The organism is Marinobacter sp. C2H3 (assembly GCF_037080155.1).
Lineage (GTDB): Bacteria > Pseudomonadota > Gammaproteobacteria > Pseudomonadales > Oleiphilaceae > Marinobacter.
The window spans coordinates 673,778-698,849 of the sequence record NZ_JBBBNZ010000001.1; the positions used below are offsets into that span (position 1 = coordinate 673,778).

Genomic DNA, 25,072 nt, shown 5'->3' on the forward strand with positions numbered 1-25,072 from the left:
AGTTAGTTGGCTTATTTTTTAATACTGATTTTTGCGTTTGAGTGCTTGAAGTCTAGCGGCAGGCAAAGTCGGGCAAGCAAGTAAGGCAAGGACAATGAATCATGAATTGGATGCGAGTAATAGGATATTGGTGTTTCGCATGGATAGCGTTATTCGCAGCCCACGTGAATGCCCAGGAATCGCTCTGTGCGGTCGTAAAAATAGAAATTTCCCAGGAACTTACCCTGGAGCGCCAAGCCTTCGAAGCCAACATGCGCATCACCAACAGTCTGGATTCCATGGCGTTGGAACAGGTGAAGATCGACATCCAGTTTGAGGACGCCGACGGCAATCCGGTGCTAGCGTCCTCGGATCCGAACAGCGAATCGGCCCGTTTTTTTATCAGCCTGGACGATCACACGGGGATTAACTCGTTGCAAACCGGCGCGAACGGCGCGCTGCGAGATGGAAAGATTGATCCGGCGGACGTCGCGGAATTGCGGTGGCTGATTGTGCCGACGGCCGGAGCCGGAGGTGACGACAGCGCTGGCCGGCTCTACTACGTGGGCGCCAAGCTGTCCTTCACCTATGGTGGCGAAACACAGGAGATGGATGCAGCGCCGGACACCATCGTGGTGAAACCCCAGCCCAGCCTGACTCTGGACTATTTCCTGCCGAACGAAGTGAACGGAGATAATCCGTTTACGTCGGAAATTGAAGCCATTGAGCCCTATAGCCTGGGTGTGCGCTTGTCTAACAATGGCAATGGCCCGGCCCGATCGGTAAAGATTGCGTCCGCACAGCCCAAGATCGTTGAGAACAAACACGGACTGCTGGTGGATTTTCGCATTACCGGCAGCTTTATCGACAATCAGCCTGCCAACAAGACCCTGCTGCTGGATTTTGGGGATATCGCGGCCCGCTCGGACCGAACCGGGCGCTGGGTCATGGAAACGTCCCTGACAGGCCGGTTTACCGAGTTTGATGCGACCTTCTCCCACACAGACGAGTATGGCGGGGCGCTGACGTCGCTGGTTGAGGCGGTGAACACCCACTTTCTTTTGCGGGATGTGATTGTCGCCCTACCAGGCCGGGATTCGGTTCGGGATTTTCTCGCGCAGGATGGCACAACGGTGAGGGTGTATGAATCCGAGCACACCGGCCTGGACCTGGCGGATTGTTCAGACTGCCTGCCAGTGGCGTCCATCAGCGGTGTGCTGGGCAGTGCTTCGTCCAGCGGCTCGGCAACCACCAGAACCCTCACGGTACCGGCCCAGGCGGGACCGGTGCACATTAAACTGACGGACCCCTACCAGGGCGGTGAAGCGCTGACGGACGTGGTTCGAAGCGATGGCTCAATGCTCAGCCCGGCCAATTACTGGCTTTCCAAAACCATTCAGGAAGACAAGATCCACTATGACTACTTCCTGAATGTGTTCGATACGCAGAGTGCCGGCCAGTACAACGTGACTTTTGGCGGCACCCCCACGGTGAACGAGGCGCCAACGATTCAATACATTGCCAACTACACCACCTACGAGACTGGCCAGGTGGGTTTTTTGGTGCAGGCCAGTGATCCGAACAAAACCATTCCGACCCTGGAAGCCAGTGGCCTGCCGGTTGGCGCAACGTTTGAGGACAAGGGCAACGGACAAGGTGTTTTCAGCTGGTTGCCGCAGGTTGGCCAGGCCGGCACCTATACTCCCCAGTTTACGGCGTCCGACGGGGAGCTTTCAGCGGTAAGGTCCGCCATGGTCGTGGTGTTCCCGGCCAGTGACCGGGACGGCGACGGGATGGACGACGACTGGGAGCGCGAATATTTCGGCGACCTGAGCCGGGACGGCACCGGTGATCTGGACGGCGACGGAATTCTGGACAAGGACGAGTTCGAACGCGACAGCGACCCGACCGTGGCCGAGGTTGCACCCGATGCGCCGCAGTTGGCCGTGCCGGCCTATGGCGAAGAGGTCGCAACACGAACGCCGACGCTGACCATCCGCAATGGCATTCACGATAACATTGGCGCCGTGACCTACACCTTCGAAGTGTACGAGAACGAAGGTATGACTCGCCAGGTAGGCCGCATTGAGGGCGTGCCCGAAGGTGAGAGTACAACCCAGGTAACCCTCAACAGTTCGGCGCTGTCCGCTGGTGCCTTGAACGACAACACCCGGTATTACTGGCGAGTGAACGCGCGTACCGCCGCCGGAGCCAGCGAGTGGGTGAACGGACGGTTTTTTGTGAACACGGCGAACGATGCGCCTGCACCGTTTGCGCCCAGCAAGCCGGCCGATCAGACGCTGGTCGATACGCTCACGCCAACGCTGATCACCAACAACAGTGGCGATCTTGATGGCGACACGCTCACCTATCAGTTTCAGGTTTTTGCCGAGGACGACGTCAATTTCTCGAACCCGGTGGCGCAAGTCAGCGGCCTGAGCCAGGGGCCGCAGGGCCAGACCGCCTGGCGCGTGCCGGTGTCTTTGACCAACGGGCAGCTGTATTTCTGGATTGCGGCCGCCACCGATGAGCATGGTGCGACCACGGTGTCGGAGCCGGCGAGTTTTATTGTGTCGACATCAAACCTGGCGCCTGAGGTGCCGGCCCTTGCGGCGCCCGCGATGGATGAAGTTGTTATGGGGGAAGGGGCAACCCTGATGGTGAATAACGCCTTTGATCCCGAGCGCCAGCCCTTGACGTACCACTTCGAGCTGGACGCGGTGAACACCTTTGACAGTCCGGCGCTGCAGAGGTCCGAGCCGGTCGCGGAAGGTATGGCAACGACATCCTGGGTAGCCGATGGTTTGTTGCCCGGGCAGACGTATTACTGGCGTGCGAAAGCGGACGACGGGCAGGCTCAAAGCCCTTGGATGACCGCCAGTTTCCGGATGTTCACGGACGCGCAGCCGCCGGAACCTGTCACCCTGAATAACCCGGCACCGAACGCCTGGGTAGAGGTTCTGGTTCCTACCCTATCGGTGCACCCGGCCACAGATCCAAACGGCGACGCGGTTCGCTACGAGTATGAACTCTACTCCGATGAGTGGATGGAAAGCCTGGTAGCGTCAACCACGACCGACAGCCTGGAGTGGCCGCTGAATACGCCTTTGGAGAACCATCATTATTACTTCTGGCGGGTCCGCGCGTTGGACCAAGGAGGCCTGGCGAGCAGCTGGTCTGAGAGTCAGCGTTTCTTTACCAACAAGGATGGTATCGACGACGCCCCAAGCCTGAATTTCGTTTTGCCGGATCAAGCGATTGAAACCTATGGCGGGAACGTGCCGATCCAGTGGGTCGACGCCGACCCCGACAGTAATGCCACCGTCAGCCTTTACTACAACGGTAACCATCTGATTGTTGCAGATCTGCCGGAAGATCCGGATGGTGAGTCGGACCACTACCTCTGGAATCTGGATGGGCTGCCTGCGGGAGAGTATCGGCTTTCGGCCCGGATTTCTGATGGTACGACCGATGTCTTGGCGGAGGCGTGTTGCGTGGTCCGGAAAGTGGATCGTCAGATCGCCGCGCAGGTGACTCCGTTGACAGAGCTGGCCACGGACGAGAGTGGTGTGTCTGTGGCGGAATTCAGTGTTGTTCTTGATGGCGCCCCGCGCGCGGGCACGACCGTGTTGCTGAACTTCGAGTTGTCGACGACAACCGAGGCAGAGATTTTCGGCGATACACATTATCTGGAGTTCACACCTGACAACTGGTCGCAACCACAGATTATTCGTGTGCGGGGCAAGGATGACTGTGTGGCTGATGGCGATCAGGCCTATCGGCTGCAGTTTTTGCCGGCGGTCAGCACGGATCCGAGCTTTGATGGCACGGTGACGCCGGCCGTTACACTGGTAAACCGGGATAACGAGGTGGCGGATGCGTTGCTGACAGTGTGTGGCTTCACACTGGTGGGACAACAGACCGTGGGCGACACCACCCAGTACGATTATTCCGCGCGACTGAACAATAGCGGCCTGGGTATCAGCGGCGCGACAGCGCACGCGACCTCGCTGGATCCGGATCTGATTGTCGTAGGTGCTGCCGATATCGGCTTTCCACCGGTAGCCGCCGGCGGGCAGGCGTTGAGTCCGGACATCCTCCGCGTGGCGTCTCCGAACGACCGGGCGCCGAACCTCGGCGCACTGGCCTGGAACATTGAAGCTCGTCGGCCAGTAATCGAGTCTACTGCACCGCCGACTGCGGAAGCGGGCAGCGCCTACACTTACAGTGTTGTCGCATCCGGGCAGGGTGATGAGGCGTTGACCTTCCAGGTTGTTGACGGTCCGGACGGGCTGACGATCGACGCATCGACCGGCATCGTAAACTGGACGCCAACCGCCACTCAGGAAGGCTTGCAAACGGTTGTCATTGAAGTGCGTGACGCGCTGGGCGGCGTGACCCGCCAGTCGTTCACGATTGACGTGGCGCCTGACCTCACCATGCCGCGTATTGTCACCGTTGATACCAATCCGGAGGCCGGAGCGGATTACACCAGCCTGGCGGCGGCGATTGCGAGCCTGAGCGGTCCGTTGGAGCGCCCCGTGGTTATCCATGCCCGGGCATCAGCAGACCAGCCAGACATCGGGCGAGTTGTGATACAGGGAGTGGTACCGTCCCAGGAAAAACCGTTGACCATCGTTCTCACCAAAGGCTACGTGCTGGATATTACGGCTTCAGAGAACGGCGCCCGGGCCGTGTCGATTCTTTCGCCATATGTGACGCTGCGCGGAGAAGGCGGCGGAGTGCAAATCCGCAATAATGGATTTGACGGTGTTGCCGGGATCGTGATCGATCAGCAGCCGGATGATTCCACGGTCATTGTGGAGGGCCTATCTGTTCTGGGCGACATCACGGGTACTCCGGGTGAGAGCGCAGGTATCGTCGCGCTTGATGATACCGCCGACCAAGTGATCCGAAATAATGAGGTGAGCGGTTTTACCGGCAGCGGCGAGGCGCAAGGCATCTTTGCCCAAGGCCAGTCGTACCTCTATAACAACACGGTCGTCGGAAACCGTTACGGTATTCGCGGGTCTGCCAACTCCATCGTCGCCTTCAATAACCTGGCCACTGGCAACGAGTGGGACTACTCCCCCGCCGCGGGGAATTGGGGAAGCTCTGGAAACAACATCAGTTCCGATGAATCGAGTCCGAATGTCTCATTCCGCACCCGCGATGTGGCGTTTGTGGATGCCGATTCAGGCAACTACGCACTGGCGCCCTGGGATGATGCCGCCGTGGGCCAGGGCCGTGACCTGAGCAACGCCGTTGCCTTTAGCTTCCACAATGACATTCGACAGAAAGAGCGAACGGCTCCGTGGGACATCGGCGCGAATACGGTTGGTGCCGTGAGCAACTGGCCGCCGTTCGTGGATTCAGAGCCTAAGGTTACCGCTGAGGAAAACGTTGCCTATAAATACGATGTTCAGGCCAGCGATAACGATGATGATCCGCTGACCTACCGCTTGACGATGGCGCCACAAGGCATGTCCATTGATGCCCAGACTGGCGTGGTTCAGTGGATGCCGTCGTCAGAACAGGTGGGTGATTTTGGGGTAGAGATCGAAGTCACCGACGGGCGTGGCGGTGTCGCTGTTCAAGCGTTTCGATTGGTGGTTTCGCCAGCAGGAAGTAACGGTGCCCGGTTGATTGTGGTCGATACCGACCCTCAATCGGGTGCGGATTATTCCACGCTTGCGGCCGCGATAGCCGGCGAGTCAGGCCAGGAACTGACCCAGCCATTGTTGATTCGGGCGAGAGCCACCACCGGCCTGCCGGACACACAGCCCGTCGTCATTGACGGCCTGGGCTCTACGGCAAAGACGCCCGTGACCGTTATCCTCGAACAGGGCTACAGCCTGATGATCGACGCTCTGATTGACGGGACAACGGCCGTCATGATTCGCGAGGGTGACGTTCGGCTGTTGAGTGAGGGGGGGGAGATTCTCGTTCGAAACAACGGCTACAATGACGTAACCGGCGTGCTCATACAACCTAAGGCTCCGGGTTCGGTCGTGACGGTCGATGGGGTGCGGGTCCGGGGTCTGATGACGGGCGAGCCGGATCGATCTGCGGGCATTTTAGCCCGCCAGCCGGACGCGACCTATGTTCTCCGCAACAACCTGGTCACCGGATTTGCCGGAACGTACACCAACAGCGGGCTGGATGTGCGGGGTCCGGCGTTTATCTACAACAACACGTTGGTTGGTAACCGCTTTGGGCTGCGCCTTGAGGCGGCACAGAGCGTTGTGCTCAACAACCTTTCCGTGGGCAATCTGGAAGATTATGTGTCCTGGGCCCAGGCCTGGGCCGTGACTGGCCACAATGTCAGCACCGACGATAGCAGCCCCGACGCCGACTTCCGACATCGCAGTGTTGGGTTTGTTGACGCACAAGCGGGCAACTATGGCCTGAAACCCTGGGACCAGGGCGCACGTGGCCAAGGGCTGGATCTGTCCACAACGGAGTTTTATCCCTTCACGACAGACGCGAATCAGAAAAGGCGCCAGACGCCCTGGGATGTTGGAGCCTTTGGTGTTGGTGAGGTAAGTAACTGGCCACCAGAGATCGTCTCCGAACCCGTTCTGGATGCCACTGAAGGCGAGGCCTATCGCTACACCGTAGGCGCCTCAGACCCTGATGGTGACCCGTTGGTATTTGAGTTGATCAATGGCCCCGACGGCATGCTGATGGATGCGAGCAGCGGCGAACTGAGCTGGACGCCGACGGCAAGCCAGGTGGGTGAGCATGAGGTTCGTGTTTCTGCGAGCGATAGGGGCGGAGAGAGCGCTTACCAGACCTATACCCTCACCGTTGCTGCGGCGCCCGATGAAGCGCCAACGGATCCGGTTCAGGACATTATTGACGCTATCACCGATTGGCTTAAAGATCTGATAGGTGGATGGAACCTTGGCAGCTGGCTGGGTTTGAAATGGTTCTGATCGGTAGTGAATTCCTGGCCACCGTCAAGTACAGCTAACTAATAGTGGCGTATCCTGAGAGTGCGCGTCGATAGGATCAGCCTCGGCGCGTCTCACCGGATCTGAAGAGGGCTGCTATGGACTTCAAGGACTACTACGCCGTCCTCGGCGTGAGCGAATCCGCGACCCCCGAGGACATCAAAAAGGCCTACCGCAAGCTGGCCCGAAAGTACCATCCGGACGTCTCCAAAGAGGAGAACGCGGACGAGCAGTTCAAGGAAGTGGGCGAAGCCTACGAGGTGCTCAAGGATCCGGAAAAGCGCGCCGAGTATGACCAGCTGCGCCGGTACGGCGCCCGGCCGGACGGGTCGTTTGAGCCGCCGCCCGGCTGGCAGAGCGCATCCGGGTTTGGCGGTGGCGGATACACCCAGGCGGACGCCCGGCAGTTCAGCGAGTTCTTCGAGGAAATCTTCGGCGGTGGCCAGCGGGGCGGTGGCTTCTCTGGCGGCTTCGGTGGCGGGTATCGCCAGACCGTGCGCCAGCGCGGGGAAGACATCCACGCCCGCCTCGCCCTGTTCCTTGAAGAAGCCTATCAGGGGTGTGAAAAGTCCCTGTCCATCACCGTGCACGAGCCGGACGATCACGGCCGGCTGCGAGCCCGGCAGAAGACCCTGAAGGTGAAAATTCCCGCGGGCATGCGCGAAGGCCAGCACATCCGTCTGAAAGGGCAGGGCTCGCCCGGCCTGGGCGGCGGCGACCCCGGCGACCTGTTTATCGAAGTGGAGCTGGCCCCGCACCCCCACTACACCGTGGAAGGTCACGACCTGCTGATTACCGTGCCGATTGCCCCCTGGGAGGCCGCCCTCGGCGCCACGGTAACCGTGCCCACGTTGAGCGGTAAGGTGAACGTCAAGGTGCCCAAGGGGGCGACCGCCGGCCAGAAGCTGCGCCTGAAAGGCAAGGGCTTGCCGGGCAAGCACCCCGGAGACCAGATAGTGGTGCTGCAGATTGCCGTGCCCGGCGAGCATTCTGCTGAGGCCCAGGCGCTTTACGAGCAGTTGGCCAAGGTGGAAAAACACTTCAACCCGCGCAGCAAACTGCACGTGTGAGGGAGGACGAACAATGAGCAATGGCGATCAGGTTCTGACGGTGGACGTTATGGAAAACGGCCGCCACACCTTCAGCCTGCGGGAGATCTGCGAGCGGGGGGAATGCCACGCGGAGTTTGTCATTACCCTGGTGGATTACGGCATCCTGGCCCCGCTGGACGAGGCCCAGGAGGCCCGTCGCTGGCAGTTCGACGTGTTGGCCTTGAGTCGCCTGCGCACGGCGCAGCGCTTGCAGCGGGATCTGGACCTGAACCTGCCGGGGCTGGCCATGTCCCTGGATCTGCTGGACGAAGTGCAGAGCCTGCGCCGGGAAGTTGCCCGGCTCAATCAGCGCCTGCGGCACCAACTGGGGGAATAGGGCCCCCGTCATCACTGGCCCGAATGTCGGCAGCGACAGCGCCGAGATCCCGAATTGGCCTGGGCTTTGCTATAACTGAGAGTAACCGTTCGGCAGGGGACGCTGGATGCCAACGGGCAGGACGCCGGATCACTCAGTTATCGGAGTCGTTATGGCGGTTCGTTTTCTCAAGCAACTGGTGGGCAGCCGCCTGCTGCGGCCTGTGTTCATAATCCTGATCGCGGTGGGCGTGGTGCAGGTGCTGCTCAGCCAGTGGCTCATCACCCATCAGGTGCAGGGGCTGGTTGCCACCGCAGGGAATGCACTGGAAGAGAGCGCCCGACGGGTGAGCGGCTCGTTTGAGGACACCCGGGCCGACGTCAAAAGCCGCCTGCAGGCCATGCGCGAACAGACGACGCAGGAACTGGCCGCCGAACTGACCCGCCAGCAGGAAGCCCAGCAGAAGCAGATGTCGGACAACGTCCGTAAAGCCGTGATGGCCGAAGCCCAGGGCCTGGCCAACGTGCTGGCGGCGGTGGCTGCGCCGATGATCTGGGATCGTAACATTCCCCGCCTGACCGAGCTGGTGGAGCTGGCGGACGCCCGGGATTCGGTGCTTTTTGCGGTCTATTACGACCAGTACGGCAAACGCATGACCCGCTACGTCGACCGAACCGACGAACGGGTCCGTGCCCTGATGGACAAGGGCGAAGGGCGGGGCGCCGCCAACAAAGTACTGGACGCCGCCAGCCGGGACCCGAACGTGGTCATCATCAGCGCGGACATCCAGCCCCAGGGCTCCAAGATCGGCGAGCTGAAAATCGGCCTGTCCCTGGAAGGCGTCAACCGGGATCTGGCCACGCTCCAGAGCGCCTTCAGCCAGACCATCAACAACAGCGTGAAGGCTCTGAAGACCACCCTGGAATCGGAAACGGACCAGGTAAACCAGCGCCTGCAGGGGCAACTGGCCAACGTGGACAAGGTCACCCGGGAGCGCATCACCCAGACCGTGGACGCCCTCAACGACGAAGCCGGCAGCATGGCCAGCAACCTCAGTTGGCTGGCCGTGGTCGCCGCCGTCATCCTGCTTGTTGCCGTGGCCGTCGTGCTCGGTGGCGGGCTCCTGCCCAAGGTGCTGCGCCTGAACTCGGCGATCTGGGGCATCGCTGACGGCGAGGCCGACCTGACCCAGCGGGTTACCCTCAAGGGCCGCGACGAACTCACCGACATGGCCCGGGGCATGAACCAGTTCATCGCCCGCATCCAGGCACTGGTGTCCGACGTCAAAGGCTCCGCCGAAAACGCGGTGGCCCAGGCGCGGGAACAGGGCGACATCAGCCGAGACGCCGTGGCGGCGGTCAACCGGCAGCAGCAGGCAGTGTCTGACGTCTCCGATACCATGGCCACCATGTCCCGCAGCATCGCGGACGTGGCCCGCCAGATTCAGGAAGTGGCCGGCTCCGTCCAGACCATCAGCGGGGAAAGCGAAGCCACCGCCGGCATCTCCCGGGACGTGCGCCACCGGCTCGATCGGGTGGTGCAGGACGTGGATGAAGCGGTCACCGCCGTCAACGACATGGACCGCCAGAGTACGCAGATTGCCACCGTGCTTTCGGTGATCGGCGAGATCGCCGAACAGACCAACCTTCTTGCCCTGAACGCCGCCATCGAAGCCGCCCGGGCCGGCGAATCCGGCCGGGGCTTCGCCGTCGTTGCCGACGAAGTGCGCACCCTGGCCAGCCGCACCCAGGAATCCACCACGGAAATCCGGGGCATCATCGAACGCCTGCAAGCCGGCAGCCAGCAGGCCGTCGCCAGAATCGGCAACGTGTCGGGCGGTGTGGCGGCGTCTTCCCAGGCGTTCCGGGAAGCCGACGAACACTTCGACAGCATCAACCGCCTGCTCGGCCAACTGCAGGAGCAGGCGCTGGCGATTGCCTCGGTGGCCGAAGCCGAAGGCCAGCATGCTGGCAGCGTCAGCGTCAGCGTGGACGACATCGCCGGCTCCGCCCGGGAAACCGTCGACGCCATCGAACGGTCCGACCAGGCCAGCCAGCGCATCGGCGAACGGCTTTCCGCCCTGCAGGCAAAGGCCTCCCAGTTCCAGGTGTAGCGGGGTGGTTTGAGCGGCGGGCAATATCCGGTATAACAGGCGAGCACCCACACCACACAAGGAGAAGCCTGGATGGGCGAAGCCAAACGTCGTCAGCAAACCGGAGCCCCCGCCCCCCGCCCGAACGCCAAGCGCGGCGGCGGCAGAGCCTGGATCATTGTCGGCATCACGGTTGTCATCCTCGGCATCGGCCTGGCGCTGCTCACGGCCCCGCCGTCGCCGACCTCGGACGAGCTCCCCGTTGCCAGCGAAGACACCCCGCCGTTCCCGGCCCAACTGGATGAATTCGGTATTTCCACCGGCCCTGCCGACGCCACCGTGGTGGTCCGCGAGTTCGCGGATTATCAATGCCCCGCCTGCGGCCGCTTCGCCGACGCCACCGAACGCCTGCGCAAGGAGTACGTCGACACCGGCAAAGTCCGCTTCGTGTACTTCGACCTGCCCCTGCAACAACACGCCAACGCCGTCCCCGCCGCCATGGCCGCCCGCTGCGCCGGCGACCAGGACGCTTACTGGCCCATGCACGAACGCCTGTTCGCCGAGCAATCCCAGTGGAGCGAAGCCGAGGAACCTCTGCCGCTGTTCACCGGCTACGCGAACGACCTCTCGCTCAACGCCCGGCGCTTCAACACCTGCATGACCACCGACCTGCACCAGGAAGCCATCGGCCAGAGCCGCCAGGCCGCTGTGAGCCTTCGGGTGACCAGCACGCCCACGGTGTATGTCAACAACATCCGTTTGACCAACGCCAGCTGGGCCCAGCTGTCTGCGGTGGTTGAGAGGGAACTGAAAGCGGCTTCTAACTAACGCCGGCCAGTTAATCGGCGAACAATCAACCGACGAACGAAAGAGTCAGCGGGCAAACCACCAAATCAGCCTTTGGGCGGGATGGCCCCGCCAGAATCGTGCGGAGCCAGGGATGGCGGAGCCGAGCCTACAGGGACGTATTCACGGCGTATTCTGGCGGGGCCATCCCGCCCGAAGGCGTCTTAACGGCACCGCCTGCGGCCACCCCCAACTTGCGCCAAAACCTCAGTTGGTTAAACTCTGTCCCGCACGCCCAACGCCGCGTGCCCCAAACAACCATGCTCCGGATTTACGATCCGGCCCGCAGGAGACCCCTATGAGCGACACCATCGTTGTCTGCGCGCTGTACAAATTCGCCGTCCTGAACGACTACAAAGCCCTCCGCCAACCCCTGCTCGACCTCATGCTCGAACGGGACGTCCACGGCACCCTGCTGCTCGCCCGCGAAGGCATCAACGGCACTATCGCTGGCCGCCGCGAAGGCATCGACGCCGTCAAAGCCTGGCTCGCCAGCGACGACCGCTTCGACGGCATCGACTACAAAGAATCCTACGTCGACATCCAGCCGTTCAAACGCACCAAAGTGAAACTCAAGAAAGAGATCGTCACCATGGGCGTCGACGGCATCGACCCGAAACGGATCGTCGGCACCTACGTGGACCCCAAGGCCTGGAACGACCTGATCTCCGATCCCGACGTGCTGCTGATCGACACCCGCAACCAGTACGAGGTGGAGATTGGCACCTTCCGCAACGCCGTCAACCCGGCCACGGACACCTTCCGGGAATTTCCCGAGTACGTGAAACAGAACCTCGACCCGGCGAAACACAAAAAAGTCGCCATGTTCTGTACCGGCGGCATCCGCTGCGAAAAGTCCACCGCCTATCTCAAGGAGCAGGGGTTCGACGAGGTGTACCACCTCAAAGGCGGCATCCTGAAGTACCTGGAAGAGGTTCCACAGGAGCAAAGCCTATGGCAGGGTGAATGCTTCGTATTCGATGACCGGGTCACCGTGAACCACCGCCTCGAGCGGGGCGAGTACGACCAGTGTCACGCCTGCCGCCGCCCGATTACCGAAGCCGACAAACAGCGGCCCGAGTACGAACAGGGCGTGAGCTGCCACCAGTGCATCGACTCGCTGAGTGAGGAACAGAAAGCGCGGTTCCAGGAACGGGAGCGGCAGATGCGCCTTGCCAAGGCCCGGGGCGAAGCCCACGTTGGCGGCGAGGCGGCTCGGGTGATCGCCGAGCGCAAAGCCCGAAAACAAGCCGAACGGGCACGGCAAGCGAAGAAAAGTCTGGAGGGAGAGACCAACCGTACAACCGGATAAGTCCCAGCAACCACAAGGAGTTTTCATGGGTTTCAGAACCACCGCCATCGTTTCGCTGTCGGCCATGGCCGTCGTCCCCCTCGCCCACGCGGCTGATGACGGCCCGTTCAAGGGCGAAGCCGAGCTGGGGGTGTTGATGACCTCCGGCAATACCGACGAAACCAACGTGAACGGCCGCCTGGCCCTGACCCATGAAGTGGAACGCTGGCGCAACAACGCCGAGCTGAGCACCAACTACTCCCAAACCGACAACACCACCACCGCCGAGCAGTACCAGGCGGCCCTGCAGACCGACTACAAGTTTGCCGAGCGCCAGTTCTGGTTCGTGCGGGGTGCCTGGGAGAAGGACCGGTTCTCCGGCTACGATTTTGAATCGTCCCTGACCACCGGTTACGGCAACCGGGTCTGGGAGCAGGGCGACCGAAGCTTCCTGGACCTCTCGGCCGGTGCCGGTTACCGGTACAACAAACTGGAAGAACCGGATGAGAACGGTGACGACACGGAGAAGGAAGCCATCGCCCGTCTGGCCGGCCAGTTTGATTACGCGCTGTCCGAGAACGCCCTCTTCCGACAGAAGTTGAGCACGGAGGTAGGCCTGGATGAGAACAACACCATCAGCAAGTCAGAAACCTCGCTTCAGGCCAACGTCGTGGGCAACCTGTCCATGAAAGTCGCCTATCGCGTGAAGCACGTCTCCGATCCCCCCGCGGGCTCCACCAGCACCGATACCGAAACCTCCCTGTCCCTGCTGTACGGGTTCTGAGTCAGACCCGGTTGCGCAGGCCCAGCTCGTCCGGATAGGGCGCGAGATACTGCTGGACGCGAAGATAGTCCACCGGTTCCCGCCGCTGGGCCATGCGCAGCAACGTCATCGGCACCACCAGCGGCACCTCGCCCCGGCGATAGGCTTCGATTTGCTCCAGCAGCACGGTTTTGTCCGCCTCCGGCATGGTGCCCTTCAGGTAGCCCAGCAGGTGCAGCATCGCGTTCATGTGGGCGCCCCGGCTGACCTGCCGGGCCATGGCCGCCATGAAGCCTTCCAGGTATCGCCCGGCGATGTCCGCCAGCGGGGCCGCCTTGAGATCGCTCAGCAGCGGCCCAAGCTGGCGGTAGTGCTTTTCCGAGTGGGCCAGCAACTGAAATTTGTGGCGAGTGTGAAAGGCGATCAGTGACCGGGCGCTGAGTTGGTCGCCGGCGACGTTCTGCCGCCAGTCGTCGTAGGCAAAGACCCGCTCGATGAAGTTCTCCCGCAGGCCGTCGTCGTTCAGGCGGCCCTCTTCCTCTACCGGCATCAGCGGGTAGGCCGCCATCAATGCCTCGGCAAACCGGCCCCGGCCATCCCGACGGACCACCTGGCCGTCCGCGTTGTGGACCTTGATGCGGTCCATCCCACAGCTCGGCGACTTGGCCATCAGGATATAGCCGCGCAGGTGCGCCAGCCCCGGCAGGGCCCGGGCGATGGCGGCGTCCATGGCGGCGGTGTGGTCGGCCTCGCCCCGGGTCTCGGTGACGTGCAGGTTGCCGTCCCGTTCCCGCAGATGGATGGCCGGGCGAGGCACACCAAGCCCGGCTTCCAGTTCCGGGCACAGGGGCTGGAAATCGAAATAGCGGGACAGCACGCCGGTGCAGTAGCGGGAATGCTTGTGGCCGCCGTCATGGCGGACCTCCCTGCCCAGGAGGCAGGCGCTGATGCCGACGGGAATGCCGCCGGCGCTTGGCGGTTGCTCTGCGGTCATAACGCGTTGCCCTGCGCGGTGTCGGGTTTTCTCGAAAAGTACGTCAGCCATACGTCAACAGTACGCTGGCGCGCGGCATCAGTTTATCCGGGCTTTCCTTTTTTTGGCCATCGCCAGGGTGGTCGCGTAGATGTAGCGAACGTCTCCGGCAAAATGTTCCACCGAGAAGTCGGCCGCGAACGCCAGCGCCTGTTCGGACAGCTCACGGCGTTCGTCGTCGTGCTCCAGCAGGTACTGCACCCGGGACAGCCACTGGTCCTGTCGCTCCGGGGTCTTGAAGCCGTTCATGCCCTGGCGAACCACGTCATCGATGCCGCTGGAGCGCACCGCCACCACCGGCAGGCCGGCGGCCATGGCCTCCAGGATCACCATGCCCTGGGTCTCCGATTTCGAGGCGAACACAAACAGGTCACCGAGCCGGTACCACACCGCCATCTGGTCCGGTGGCACTGGACCCACCAGGGTCACGCAGTCCGCCAGGCCCAGGCGTTCGATCTTCTCCTGCAACCGGTCCCGTTGGTGACCGTCGCCGATCATCAAGAACCGGAAGGGCGTGCGGGCACGTTTGCGCAGCGCGGCCAGGGCATCGATCATAAAGTCGATGTTCTTCTCGTTGGACAGCCGGGACACGCTGATCAGCACCTTCTCGTCCGTCAGCCCCAGCTCGTTCCTCAGCTCTGCGATCTGCTCCGGCGTGACCGCCTGGAACCGATCGTATTCAATGCCGGTGGGCTGAACAAAGGTGGGCGTCTTGACCCCCAGCATCCGCAGATATTCTTCCGTGGAGTAAGTCGGGACGATCACCGCGTCGCATTTGTTGGCAAAGCGCTTGATCAATGCGTGGGAGATCAGGTTGCGGAACAGCAGGCCGGGCAGGGGCACGAAGTGGGCGTAGTGCTCCAGCCGGGTGTGGTAGGTGTACACCACCGGCACCCGCAGCAGGCGCCGGCCCATGAACAGCCCCAGGCTGCCCAGCCAGAAGGGGTGATGCACGTGGATGAGGTCCGGCTTGAAGGCTTTTACCGCCCGGCGGATACGCCGGAGGAAAATGTTCGCCAAGCGGAACTCCCGGTTCTCGCCCATGGCCAAAAGTGACGGCACCCGCACCACGCCGGTTTCGTTGGCCGGCTGGCCCTTGTAGGCCGGAGCGACGACCAGCACCTCATCCTTCAGGAACCGCAGGCCCCGACGTAACCGCTCGATGGAAATGGGCACACCGCCGATAAACGGCAGGTAGTTGTTGGTGAACATGGCCACCCGTAGGTGCTGATCGAGCCAGGGCGTGGGGTCCAGGTCGTAGTCCGGGTAGTAGTCCTTGCCCACGAAGATCACCTGATACAGCTTCACGGTAATCGCGACGAACACCCCCAGCAGGATCAGGAAGTTCAGGTAGCCGCTGTAGATCAGCGAATAGACAAAGAACCAGAGGCTTTCCAGGGTTTTACCCACCGGATGCCGGCCGATGTTAAGGCGCTGCAGGGTGTGGGTCACTTCGCCGTCGGGGCTGACGGTGACGTCGACGTAGTGGTAGAAGCTGTTGTCGTTGTTCAGCACCAGCCCGCCGGCGCCGCCGGTGGTGATGAACTCGGTGCCGTCGATGGTCTGCTCTGAATACGTGGACACGTTGGTGGAGAACACCGCGTCAATGTCCCGCTTGCGGATCAGCGCCATCAGCGCATCGCGGAACTCCGGCGGCGCCAGGTAATCGTCCTTCTCATCGAACAGCGGGTTCTTCTCGGGCTCGAGGGGCGGGTTGGCGATGAACAGGATGCGGGCGTTGCTGGTGTCCTGGTTGAGCAGGTCGTTCAGCCAGCGAATCTGCCAGCGCCAGGGAGTTTTGCCCGTGCTGTCCATGAAAATGAGGCGAACGTTGCCGGTGCGGATGCTGTAGAAGTGCGGGCCGAAGTGGTCGTAGAACCGGAAACTGCCGAAATCCTCGTACTCGTGGGGGCCGAAGGTCAGCAGGTAGGGAATGTTCAGGTGGCCGAGGGAGCCATAGAGCGCCCGGTATTTGTCCTCGCCGCCACCGCTGACGGCGTTGCCGGCGGACACCATGAAGTCCGGATTGTCGGTGTTCAGTTCCGGAATGATCCGGTCCTCAAAGATGCCGATGGAATTGTTGATGTTGCCCACCACAGCAAACCGCACCGGCTCGCCGGGCTTCACCCGCTGGTAGATTTTCTCCACCTGGGCGGCGTGTACGCTGGTGAAATCCTGCATGAACAGGTTCAGGTAGGTCTTGTAGCCCACCAGCAGGATGACGATCAGCAGACTGAGGTAGAACAGCAGTTTGAGCGGTTGTCGGCGTATCACGTCCGTTTGCCCTTCGAAAGGTCCTTCTGGAGGATCAGCAGGCCGATCACCACCCCCAGGTAAATGGTCAGCAGGCGCCAGGTGACGGTCACCAGCACCAGGTGGTTACCCGAGAGAATGCCCTGGAAAAAGTGCCCGAACACGCCCTCGGAAATGCCCGACGCCCCCGGCGTGGGTGAAAAATACATGATAAACGTGGTGACCACGAGCAGGCCAACGGTCAGCGGATAATCCACCGGATAGCCAAGGGCGTGGATCAGCAACGCCGGGAAACTGAACAGGCTGAGCAGGAAGATGGCGGTGCACAGCACCGACAGCGCCACGAAGTGCCGGGGGCCGCGCAGGTATTCGCCAAAGGCGCCGGAGAACCGCAGCATCTCCCGACGGCAGCCGAACTGCCAGCGGTCGTGACGGCGGGCGCTGATCAGGTGGCCCCGTCGTAACAGCGCCAGCAAGCCGCTCAGGGGCCTGATCAGCCAGCGGGTTCGGAACAGCAGCACCAGGAAAAACCCCAGGTACAGCACGATGAACACCGCCAGCGCCTCGCCGACCCGGCCCACGATGGACTGGCCCTGCAGCGGCGCCAGGGTGAGCAGGCACACCGGCGTCAGCGAAAAGATGAACAGCACCGCCAGCACCGTTCGAATGGTAGTGGCCGTGGCCGCGCGCCCGGCCGGGATGCCGTGGCGGGTGAGGTACCAGATCTGGGCAAAGCCGCCGCCGGTGGCCATGGGGGTCACGTTGGAGAAAAACAGGTTGATGAACACCAGCTTGGTCAGCGGCCGGAACGGTAGCCGGTGCCCCAGGGCCCGCAGGGTGAAGTACAGCCGCAGACCGTCGGCCGTGAAGTACACCAGCAAAAGCGCGGCGATGGACAGCAAGGTGCCCGGTGCCAGCAGGCGGGTATCGAAGGTAAAACTGCGCTCGGCAAACTGGCTGTAGACGGTGTAGATACCGGCGGCGGTGAGCAGGACGAACAGCCCGCCGAAGAGGGCAAGCCGGCGCCAGGAGGTGCCAGAGGTGTCAGCGGTGGCGGTTTGGTGTGGGTGACTGCCGTCTTGGTCGGTCATGGGCTGCCCGTCAGATCAGGACGGGCAGTTTACCGGGAGAGGGGCGGGGCGTGTCCAGTGCCGCGTCAGTGGCCATACACCATCATGTTGGTGTTGGTGATGGCAAAATCCGTGAACTGGATGCTGCCGATGCTCTGGGGACCGATGCGGAACACGGGCATGTCGATGTCCGCGCGGAACTCCACGTCGTGGATGGACAGGCCATCCTTGCCGGAGGCCGCGCTGGTGCCCCGGGCCATGTTGGCGCGGGCGTAGGCCATACCGAAATGGCCCTCGGTGTCGTTGCCCCGGCGGTTGTGGATCTGCAGGCCCTCGATGCCAACGGCGGCAAAGTTGAAGATGAACAGCAGGTCCGAGTTGTCCCAGTTCAGCTGGCCGTTGGTGATTTCAAAGTGGGTTTCCAGCTGCAGCTCGGAGCCGGACACCGTGTTGCCGTTGCTCAGAGTCCGGGTGCTGGTGCCGCCGTTGCGGATCACCAGGTCCGTGGGGCCCACGTAGCCCTGCAGCAGCACATTGGAGAACAGCGTGGTACTGCCTTCGCTGCCGGTGGTCTCGATGCTGTCCACGCCCAGCTCGAAATCCACGGCGTGCAGGTAGTCGTCCAGGCTGGTGGGGTCACCGTAGTCGATGGCGCCCAGGTGCATCACCAGGTCGCCGTCCTGGAACTGCTTGCCGTAGCCGCCGGCCAGCTTGTAGCGGGCCAGGGCGTCCGCGATGTTCGGGTCGGAGGCGTCGAGCTGCCCGGCATCGGCCCGGCGGGCGATCTCGGAGAAGCCGTAGTCCAGCACTTCGTTGTCGCCGGCGATGTCCAGGGTGAGCTTCAGGTTGTCCAGGGTGGTGTCGTTCTGGCCGGACAGGCGGATGCCGTTGACGTTGATCGAGCCTTCGTCGGTCCAGGTCAGTCGATCCATGGAAAGCCGGGTTTCCAGCTCAATGGTGACGCCGGCCTGGCCGGTAACCTGGGACAGACGCTGGTCGTCCAGGGCGCGAAACTCGCCGTGAGCGGCGGTGGCCGTCAGCGACATCAGGCCCAGAAGCACGGCCTGAACCGGGCGCTGGCGGAGAACGAAAACGAGCGGCTGGCGCCGTTGTGGTGTCATGGTGGAAGCCCTGCAAGTCCTTGTTGTTCGGTTCAATCCGGGCAATCAGGCCCGGACCGCAGGGACACCTCAACCACTCTGCGGCGTGTTCGTTAACACGATGTAACAATACGGATGCGGACGTTTCCGGTCTGTGCGTCCCGTCACAAACCGGACGGGGCCAGACCACGCATCGGAGGCCAAACGCCCCCGGCCGGTGGGGTAAGCGTCAGTCGAGGGCCTGCCGTATGAGGGACTTCTGGTGGTCGGCAAAGCCGCGGATCAGGGCTTCGGCCCGTTGAGTATCCCGGGCCAGCACGGCCTCGGGCAGTTCGGTGAAAAACCGGCGGGTGACGGCGAGGCCGTCCCGGTAGGCATCGGCGCCCAGGTAGTAGGCGCGGCTCACGGCCGGGCGGAAGTTGGACAGGGCCTCTGACAGGTACGGGTTGTCCACCACCTGGCTGCAGGCGTCCATGACCTCAAAACTGGCGTCCACCACCGCCTTGATGTCATCGCTGGTGCGCATGCGCTCCGTCGCCCGGGCCACGGTCTCCAGCAGCCCCGGCCGATGCTCGTCGCGCCAGCGCTCACACAGCCGGACCGCCAGCATCACCAGCAGGTGCATATACACGTCGTAGAGTTCTTCGGCGTGGTCCGCGTCCAGGCGCGATGCGGAAGCGCCCCTGCGCGGGGTAATCTCCACCAGGTGCCAGCGCTCCAGGGTATACAGTGCTTCTTTGACCGAGGCCCGGCTGACGGTCAGCTCCTGGGCGAGCGTGGCCTCCTGAATGCGTTGCCCGGGGGCGATCTGCCCGGTCATGATGCGCTCGGCGAGGTAATCGGCGATCTGCTCGGCGAGGGTGTTCGGCACCTGAAAATCCATGGACAGCCCCAACAGGAACCGGCACCGGACGGCCCGGCCCCTTGAAATTCCAGTGTAAAGCAGCCAAGTATAACCGTTGAATTCTTCACCAAAAAGGGACAGACCATGCCCAAGCACTTTGAAGAGGCGCCCGGCCTTTACCACGAACCGGTGCCGGAAACCGAAGGCTACGTGTTCAACCAGACCATGATGCGTATCAAGGAGCCGGAGCGTTCGCTGGACTTTTACACCCGGGTGCTGGGTATGCGCCTGGTGCGCAAGCTGGACTTCCCGGAGATGAAGTTCACCCTGTATTTCCTGGGCTACCTGGACGATCGCCAGGCGCAGTTTGTGCCGGCGGACGACGCCCATCGCACCACCTACACCTTTGGCCGGGAGGCGATGCTGGAGCTGACCCACAACTGGGGTACCGAGGACGACCCGGACTTTTCCTACCACAACGGCAACGACCAGCCCCAGGGCTTTGGCCACATCGGCATCGCGGTGCCGGATGTGTACGCGGCGGCAGACCGGTTTGCCAAACTGGGCGTGGAGTTCGTCAAGAAGCCGGACGACGGCAAGATGAAAGGCCTGGCGTTCATCAAGGATCCCGACGGTTACTGGATTGAGATCCTGCAGCCGGACATGCTGGAGCAGCAGCGCAAGGACGACTGACGCGCCGCTGACGCGAAAAAAAAGCCCCGACGCGGTAGCGCGCCGGGGCTTTTTCGTTGCTGGCCGTGTTACTCCGTGGCCGTGGTTGCGTGACCGCCATCGCCGGCGGGCGCCGTTGCAGCGTCGTCGGCGCTCGCCTTGGCGTTCTGGCTGCCGGCGGTGTCCGCCTGATCCTTCTTGGCGGGCTTGGGCTTGGGGGGCGGCGGCTGCTTCCAGGCGTCCTCGGTCACCTGCACCTGATAGGCCGCGAGCTTGCCCCGGTAGATGGCGTTGTCTCCGCCTACCCGGACGTTGCTCTCACCCATGGAGGGCGAGGTCCCCAGATACAGGATGGCCAGGGTATCGTCGCCTTTCGCAAGCACAATCTTGCGCTTGAAGTCGTCCCTGGCGACCTTGAAGCGCTCCTGGGCATCGTCGGTTTTCGCCACCGGGAAGGTTTTCTTCAGGGCGGCCAGTTCGCCGATCAGCTTCTCCACCCGGTCCTTGGCGGCGGGCTGCGGCTCGCCGCTGGCCTGGGTATCCGCTGTCGCCTTGGCGGCGGCCTGGTCGTCACTGGCCGCCGCTTTGTCGCCCGTGTTGGTGTTACCGGCCTTGCTCAGGGTGAATTGCCAGCCGTCGCCCTGGCGTTTCAGCACCAGGGTGCCGTCCTCAGGATCGACAACGGTAATGGCGTCCGCGCTGTCCACCTGGGCCAGCAGCGGCGCGTTACTGACCGCCGGGCCAGCGGCCTGGTGGCTCCACACCAGGCCGGCCAGCACCAGCTGCGCGGCCAGAAGAACAGACAACAGGGTGATTTTCCGGTTCATCAGGCCACCTCCGCCAGGATTCTGCGATAACGACGTTGATCACTGGCCCGCACCTGCCGGCGCCAGAGCCAGATCAGCAGCAGCCCGAACAGGGCCATGCCGTAGTTGGCGTACTCCCAGCCCATGCGCTGTTGCCGGGTCAGCGGCACCAGGGTGCGGGCGTAGCGGGATTCGCCCCGCAGCGCCACCAGCGCCGGGTCTTCCAGGGACCAGTCCACCGCGTTCTGGATGAAGGAGACCGGCTGGGTGTAGACGGTGCCCAGGCTGCGGCTGACCAGGTTCAGCATGGTGTCCGAGGCGAACGAGCCGCTGCTGACCACCACCAGCCGGGCAGATTCCGGCGACTTGCGGATGACGGTGGAGGGCAGGCTTGAGGCATCGTCCTTGCCGGCGGCCTTCGCACCGGGCTTGCCGTTGGCCGCCTTGCTGCCGGCTTTGTCGTCGGCCTTGTCGGCAGCTTTGGCCAGCAGCGGCGAATCCCGGTCGGCAAACCAGGAGGTGAACTCGCCTTTGAGGGCCACGCCGATCAGCGCCGAGTGACGCACGTCGCCCGGGGCGAAGCCGCTGGAAGGATACGCCTCAAAGTCCGGCACCACGGACGGCTTGTCGGTGGTCCAGCTGCGGGGCGAGGTTTCCATCAGGCGGGTGACCTCGAGCTTGCCGGTCTTGCCGGAATCAATGGTCATCGGCGAGGGCCAGCTCACCACCATCTGGGACAGGTTGGCGGTGACCGGGTGGGACGGGTTCAACTGATCGTCCCGCAGGTCCGCGAAGAACGGGTAGGGCATCATGTTGATTTCCCGGAAGGTCATGCCGCCAACGGTCCGCTCCGTCGGTACCGGCAGCTCCGCGCTCATCGGGTCCAGCACCAGCGATGGCTTCAGGTCGATGCCGTTGTGGGCCAGCCAGTCCTTCAGGCCAGTGGCCTGCTTGCTGGCGCTGAGGGAGCGGGACAGGTTGATGTCGAACGGCGACGCCGCGAGGATCACCCGGCCGCCCCGCATCAGGAACTGGTCCATGGCGAACAGGGCCTTGTCGCTCAGCCCCCGGGGATTCATGACCAGCAGCAGGTCGGTGCCGGCGGGCACGGTGCCGTCGGACAGGTCGGTGTGCTCCACCCGGGCGTTTTCCTGCAGGCTCTGGGTGAGCTGTGTGTAGTCCGAGCGCTGGTACTGGTTGCCCGGCGGTGCCACCAGGGCCACGGTTTTCAGGGCGCCCGGCACCAGCCGTTTGAGGGCATCGTCAAAGGCCTTCTGCAGGCTGGCCTGATCCAGAGTGTCCGGCAGGGGCACCTGCACCTGGTGGCCGCCGCTTTCCAGCATCAGGTGGAACCAGAACGGTTGCGGGTTGATCAGGCTGGCCAGCAGGGGGCTGAAGCCGTACTCATCACTGAGCTTCTTGGCCAGTGCGCCGTCGCCCGCGTCCGGGTCTTGCAGGTTTACCGTCAACTGCCCCTTGGCCCGTGCCTTGAGGGCGTCAATGACCTTGCTCAGGTCGCCCCGGAACGCCTGCAGATCCGGTGGCAGTTTATCCTTCGGCGACACCCAGGCATCCAGGGTCACCGGCTGCTGGATGGCGGCAAAGGCGTCGCCGCCGGAGCGGTAGTTGCGGGCCAGCCGGGTGATGGCGCGGGTGATCTCATACTCCGGGTTCTTCAGGGCCACCTTCAGATCGCCTTCGCCCCGGGCCTTCACGTCGATCAGGTCCTTGAAGCCGAGCTTCTGGTAGTCATCCCCGTAGTTGATCACCACGTCGAAGTAGGAATCGACGATGGCGGACTCATAGCGGCTGGCGGTCTTGAACGGCACCGGCTGGATGCCGTAGCGCCGCGCTGCCTCTTCTTCGGCGGCCTTATCCTTGGTGGGGTCCACAAAGGTGACCTGTACGTTCTGGCCACCGCGCACGCCGTATTCCTCCAGCAGGCTCTTCAGCCGGGGCACCAGCGGCGCCAGCAGCGGGTGGGTCTTCTCGGAGAAATAGGCCCGGATGCGCAGCGGTTCCCGCAGGTTGGCCAGCTCCTGAGTGGTGGCGTTGGAAAGGGTGTACAGGTGGTGCTCGGTGAGGTCAGCCCGGGCCGAGGTCAGCGGTTGCAGCCACAGGTTACCGGCCACCAGGTTGGCCACCGCGAGGGCCGCCACGAATTTCCAGCGGCGATGGCGCCCGGACGTGGGATTGCCGGCCCAGCGCAGGCGCTCCAGGGTGTACACATTCAGCGCCAGGAACACGCCGGTCAGGGACAGGTAGTAGTAGATGTCCCGGATATCCAGCACACCCCGGGTAATGGACTCAAACCGGCTGCCGGTGCCGAGCAGGGACAAAAACTGGGCCAGGCCGCCGCCGGCCAGATTGGTGATGAACGTGGAGCCCACCAGGTAGAACAGCCCGCAGATCAGCACCGTGACCATCAGCGCGACAATCGGGTTGTCGGTGCGGCTGCTGGTGAACAGACCAATGGCGATGTAGGCTGCGCCCAGGAACAGGGTGGCCAGGTAGCCACCGACCACCGGGCCGGTGTCCATGGGGCCCAGCAGCCCAACGGTGATGGGCAGCGGCAGGGTCAGCAGCAGGGCAATGCAAAGCAGGCCGAGTGCGGCCAGGAACTTGCCGAGCACCAGTTGCCAGAGGCTGACCGGTGAGGTGAGCAGACTTTCCAGAGTGCCGGACCGTCGCTCTTCGGACCAGCTGCGCATGGTCAGGGCGGCAATCAGGAAAATCAGCAGCAGGGGCAGCCAGTGGAACAGGGGTTCCAGGTCCGCCACGTTGCGGGCGAAGAAGGCCTCGCCCCAGAAGAACACGAACAGGCAGGCCGCCACAAACAGCCCCATGAACAGGTAGGCCGCGGGTGAGGCGAAAAAGCCCCGGAATTCCTTGCGGGCGACGCTCAGCAGATCAGCCATGGACCACCTCCCCGGAGCCGGCGGCCTGGCCGTTCACCTCCGCAAATACGCGCTCGAGATCCTGCTGGTCCTGGGCCAGGGACAGAATGGGGACGTTCGCCGCCACCAACTGGCTGGCAATTTCCGGCACCAGGGACTCGTCCGCTAGCAGCCGGTACTCGAAACGCTGGCCGGCGCTCTGGCCCTGGCCGTTCCGTCCGGTTTCCGTTCGGATCGGCTCCACCACCGAGAGGTTGGCTACCTTCTCAAGTGCCGGGCGGGCGTCTGCGCCAGTCACCAGATGCACCCGGTCGCTGCCCTGCAGTTCTTCCAGGCGCTTGTCGATCACCAGTTGCCCGGCCCGGAGAATCAGCACCCGCTCACACACCGCCTGCACTTCCTGCAGGATGTGGGTGGAGACAATGACCGTGGCGGTCCGGGAGAGATCCTTGATCAGCGCGCGCATCTGGTGGATCTGGGTGGGGTCCAGGCCGTTGGTGGGCTCATCCAGAATCACGATGGCCGGTTCGTGCAGGATGGCCTGGGCCACGCCCACCCGCTGGCGATAACCCCGGGACAGGGTCTGGATTTCGGCGGTGGCCTTGGCTTTCAGGTCCGCCCGCTCAATGGCCCGGGCAATGGCGCGGTGACGATCCGGCTGGGGAATGTGGTGCAGCGCGGCCTGGTACTGGAGATAGTCCATCACCGTCATTTCCGGCCAGACCGGGCAGTTTTCCGGGAGATAGCCAATGCGGGTCTGGATGGTTCGGGTGTCCGGGCCAATGCTCAGGTTATCCACCTGAATGGCCCCGGAGGTCGGCTCGAGGTAACCGGTGAGCATTTTCATAATGGTGGTCTTGCCGGCGCCGTTGTGGCCCAGCAAACCCACCACCTCACCGCGGCCGATGGAAAACGACACGTTATCCACTGCGGTGACGTCGCCATAGCGGCGCGTCAGGTTATCCACCTGGATCATTTGGTCACTCCGTTCTGGGTTGGTGTTCTTCTTGGAAGTGGTATCCCTAGCGCAGGTTGAACGCCGGGAGCCGAACGAAGTGACCGT

16 protein-coding genes are annotated in these 25,072 nt (G+C 63.0%); 8 read left to right on the top strand and 8 right to left on the bottom strand.

The window, feature by feature from the left end; all coding sequences use genetic code 11:
- The first annotated feature begins 164 nt into the window (after nucleotides 1–164).
- The 7 genes from V3388_RS02915 to V3388_RS02945 all read left to right on the top strand — a co-directional run bounded on the left by V3388_RS02915 (nucleotide 165) and on the right by V3388_RS02945 (nucleotide 13,355).
- Entirely contained in the window at nucleotides 165–6,917 is a 6,753-nt protein-coding gene (locus V3388_RS02915) for a putative Ig domain-containing protein (protein WP_336366016.1), read from the top strand.
- 116 nt (nucleotides 6,918–7,033) lie between these two features.
- Complete coding sequence (locus tag V3388_RS02920) at nucleotides 7,034–8,005, top strand: DnaJ C-terminal domain-containing protein (RefSeq protein WP_336366017.1); 972 nt, start codon at nucleotides 7,034–7,036, stop codon at nucleotides 8,003–8,005.
- A gap of 13 nt (nucleotides 8,006–8,018) precedes the next feature.
- Nucleotides 8,019–8,363 carry a chaperone modulator CbpM gene (locus V3388_RS02925; RefSeq protein ID WP_336366018.1) on the top strand — a complete coding sequence of 115 codons (345 nt, stop codon included), beginning with the start codon at nucleotides 8,019–8,021 and terminating at the stop codon, nucleotides 8,361–8,363.
- Between the two features lie 151 nt (nucleotides 8,364–8,514).
- On the top strand, nucleotides 8,515–10,455 hold the full coding sequence (locus tag V3388_RS02930; protein WP_336366019.1) for a methyl-accepting chemotaxis protein: 1,941 nt from the start codon (nucleotides 8,515–8,517) through the stop codon (nucleotides 10,453–10,455).
- Nucleotides 10,456–10,527: 72 nt separating this feature from the next.
- A complete protein-coding gene (locus V3388_RS02935) occupies nucleotides 10,528–11,262 on the top strand; it encodes a DsbA family protein (protein ID WP_336366020.1) in 735 nt (244 codons plus the stop codon).
- A gap of 316 nt (nucleotides 11,263–11,578) precedes the next feature.
- Nucleotides 11,579–12,592, top strand: coding sequence for an oxygen-dependent tRNA uridine(34) hydroxylase TrhO (gene trhO / locus V3388_RS02940; RefSeq protein WP_336366021.1), 1,014 nt, complete (start codon nucleotides 11,579–11,581; stop codon nucleotides 12,590–12,592).
- A gap of 25 nt (nucleotides 12,593–12,617) precedes the next feature.
- The gene (locus V3388_RS02945) at nucleotides 12,618–13,355 is read left to right on the top strand and encodes a DUF481 domain-containing protein (RefSeq protein WP_336366022.1); all 738 of its coding nucleotides are present in this window, start codon (nucleotides 12,618–12,620) and stop codon (nucleotides 13,353–13,355) included.
- 1 nt (nucleotide 13,356) lies between these two features.
- Here V3388_RS02945 and V3388_RS02950 read toward each other — a convergent pair whose 3' ends face one another.
- The 5 genes from V3388_RS02950 to V3388_RS02970 all read right to left on the bottom strand — a co-directional run bounded on the left by V3388_RS02950 (nucleotide 13,357) and on the right by V3388_RS02970 (nucleotide 19,673).
- Nucleotides 13,357–14,328, bottom strand: coding sequence for a YbgA family protein (locus V3388_RS02950; protein ID WP_336366023.1), 972 nt, complete (start codon nucleotides 14,326–14,328; stop codon nucleotides 13,357–13,359).
- A gap of 78 nt (nucleotides 14,329–14,406) precedes the next feature.
- A complete protein-coding gene (locus V3388_RS02955; protein WP_336366024.1) occupies nucleotides 14,407–16,641 on the bottom strand; it encodes a glycosyltransferase in 2,235 nt (744 codons plus the stop codon).
- The gene (locus V3388_RS02960; protein ID WP_336366025.1) at nucleotides 16,638–17,711 is read right to left on the bottom strand and encodes a lysylphosphatidylglycerol synthase transmembrane domain-containing protein; all 1,074 of its coding nucleotides are present in this window, start codon (nucleotides 17,709–17,711) and stop codon (nucleotides 16,638–16,640) included. Before V3388_RS02960 ends, V3388_RS02955 begins: the two co-directional genes overlap by 4 nt.
- A gap of 65 nt (nucleotides 17,712–17,776) precedes the next feature.
- Nucleotides 17,777–18,811, bottom strand: a complete 1,035-nt coding sequence (locus tag V3388_RS02965; RefSeq protein WP_336366026.1) for a DUF6160 family protein — start codon at nucleotides 18,809–18,811, stop codon at nucleotides 17,777–17,779.
- 208 nt (nucleotides 18,812–19,019) lie between these two features.
- Nucleotides 19,020–19,673 (bottom strand): GntR family transcriptional regulator, encoded by a 654-nt coding sequence (locus V3388_RS02970; RefSeq protein WP_336366027.1) that lies wholly within the window; start codon nucleotides 19,671–19,673, stop codon nucleotides 19,020–19,022.
- Between the two features lie 105 nt (nucleotides 19,674–19,778).
- On the opposite strand from V3388_RS02970, the gene gloA reads away from it, so the two are divergent.
- The gene (gene gloA, locus V3388_RS02975; protein WP_336366028.1) at nucleotides 19,779–20,327 is read left to right on the top strand and encodes a lactoylglutathione lyase; all 549 of its coding nucleotides are present in this window, start codon (nucleotides 19,779–19,781) and stop codon (nucleotides 20,325–20,327) included.
- A 68-nt stretch (nucleotides 20,328–20,395) separates the two neighbouring features.
- On the opposite strand, the gene V3388_RS02980 is transcribed toward gloA, so the two are convergent.
- From V3388_RS02980 to V3388_RS02990, 3 genes are read right to left on the bottom strand one after another with little or no spacing between them, the layout of a single operon-like run.
- Nucleotides 20,396–21,133, bottom strand: a complete 738-nt coding sequence (locus tag V3388_RS02980; RefSeq protein WP_336366029.1) for a DUF4340 domain-containing protein — start codon at nucleotides 21,131–21,133, stop codon at nucleotides 20,396–20,398.
- Entirely contained in the window at nucleotides 21,133–24,030 is a 2,898-nt protein-coding gene (locus V3388_RS02985; RefSeq protein WP_336366030.1) for a Gldg family protein, read from the bottom strand. Before V3388_RS02985 ends, V3388_RS02980 begins: the two co-directional genes overlap by 1 nt.
- Nucleotides 24,023–24,985, bottom strand: coding sequence for an ABC transporter ATP-binding protein (locus tag V3388_RS02990; protein WP_336366031.1), 963 nt, complete (start codon nucleotides 24,983–24,985; stop codon nucleotides 24,023–24,025). The genes V3388_RS02985 and V3388_RS02990 overlap by 8 nt, the downstream gene beginning before the upstream one ends.
- Nucleotides 24,986–25,072 lie beyond the last annotated feature (87 nt).

Coding starts and splice junctions, on each gene's coding strand:
- V3388_RS02945 (WP_336366022.1), top strand. CDS start 12,618: ATGGGTTTCAGAACCACCGCCATCGTTTCGCTGTCGGCCATGGCCGTC.
- V3388_RS02925 (WP_336366018.1), top strand. CDS start 8,019: ATGAGCAATGGCGATCAGGTTCTGACGGTGGACGTTATGGAAAACGGC.
- V3388_RS02970 (WP_336366027.1), bottom strand. CDS start 19,673: ATGGATTTTCAGGTGCCGAACACCCTCGCCGAGCAGATCGCCGATTAC.
- V3388_RS02920 (WP_336366017.1), top strand. CDS start 7,034: ATGGACTTCAAGGACTACTACGCCGTCCTCGGCGTGAGCGAATCCGCG.
- trhO (WP_336366021.1), top strand. CDS start 11,579: ATGAGCGACACCATCGTTGTCTGCGCGCTGTACAAATTCGCCGTCCTG.
- V3388_RS02935 (WP_336366020.1), top strand. CDS start 10,528: ATGGGCGAAGCCAAACGTCGTCAGCAAACCGGAGCCCCCGCCCCCCGC.
- V3388_RS02985 (WP_336366030.1), bottom strand. CDS start 24,030: ATGGCTGATCTGCTGAGCGTCGCCCGCAAGGAATTCCGGGGCTTTTTC.
- V3388_RS02960 (WP_336366025.1), bottom strand. CDS start 17,711: ATGACCGACCAAGACGGCAGTCACCCACACCAAACCGCCACCGCTGAC.
- V3388_RS02930 (WP_336366019.1), top strand. CDS start 8,515: ATGGCGGTTCGTTTTCTCAAGCAACTGGTGGGCAGCCGCCTGCTGCGG.
- gloA (WP_336366028.1), top strand. CDS start 19,779: ATGCCCAAGCACTTTGAAGAGGCGCCCGGCCTTTACCACGAACCGGTG.
- V3388_RS02965 (WP_336366026.1), bottom strand. CDS start 18,811: ATGACACCACAACGGCGCCAGCCGCTCGTTTTCGTTCTCCGCCAGCGC.
- V3388_RS02950 (WP_336366023.1), bottom strand. CDS start 14,328: ATGACCGCAGAGCAACCGCCAAGCGCCGGCGGCATTCCCGTCGGCATC.
- V3388_RS02980 (WP_336366029.1), bottom strand. CDS start 21,133: ATGAACCGGAAAATCACCCTGTTGTCTGTTCTTCTGGCCGCGCAGCTG.
- V3388_RS02990 (WP_336366031.1), bottom strand. CDS start 24,985: ATGATCCAGGTGGATAACCTGACGCGCCGCTATGGCGACGTCACCGCA.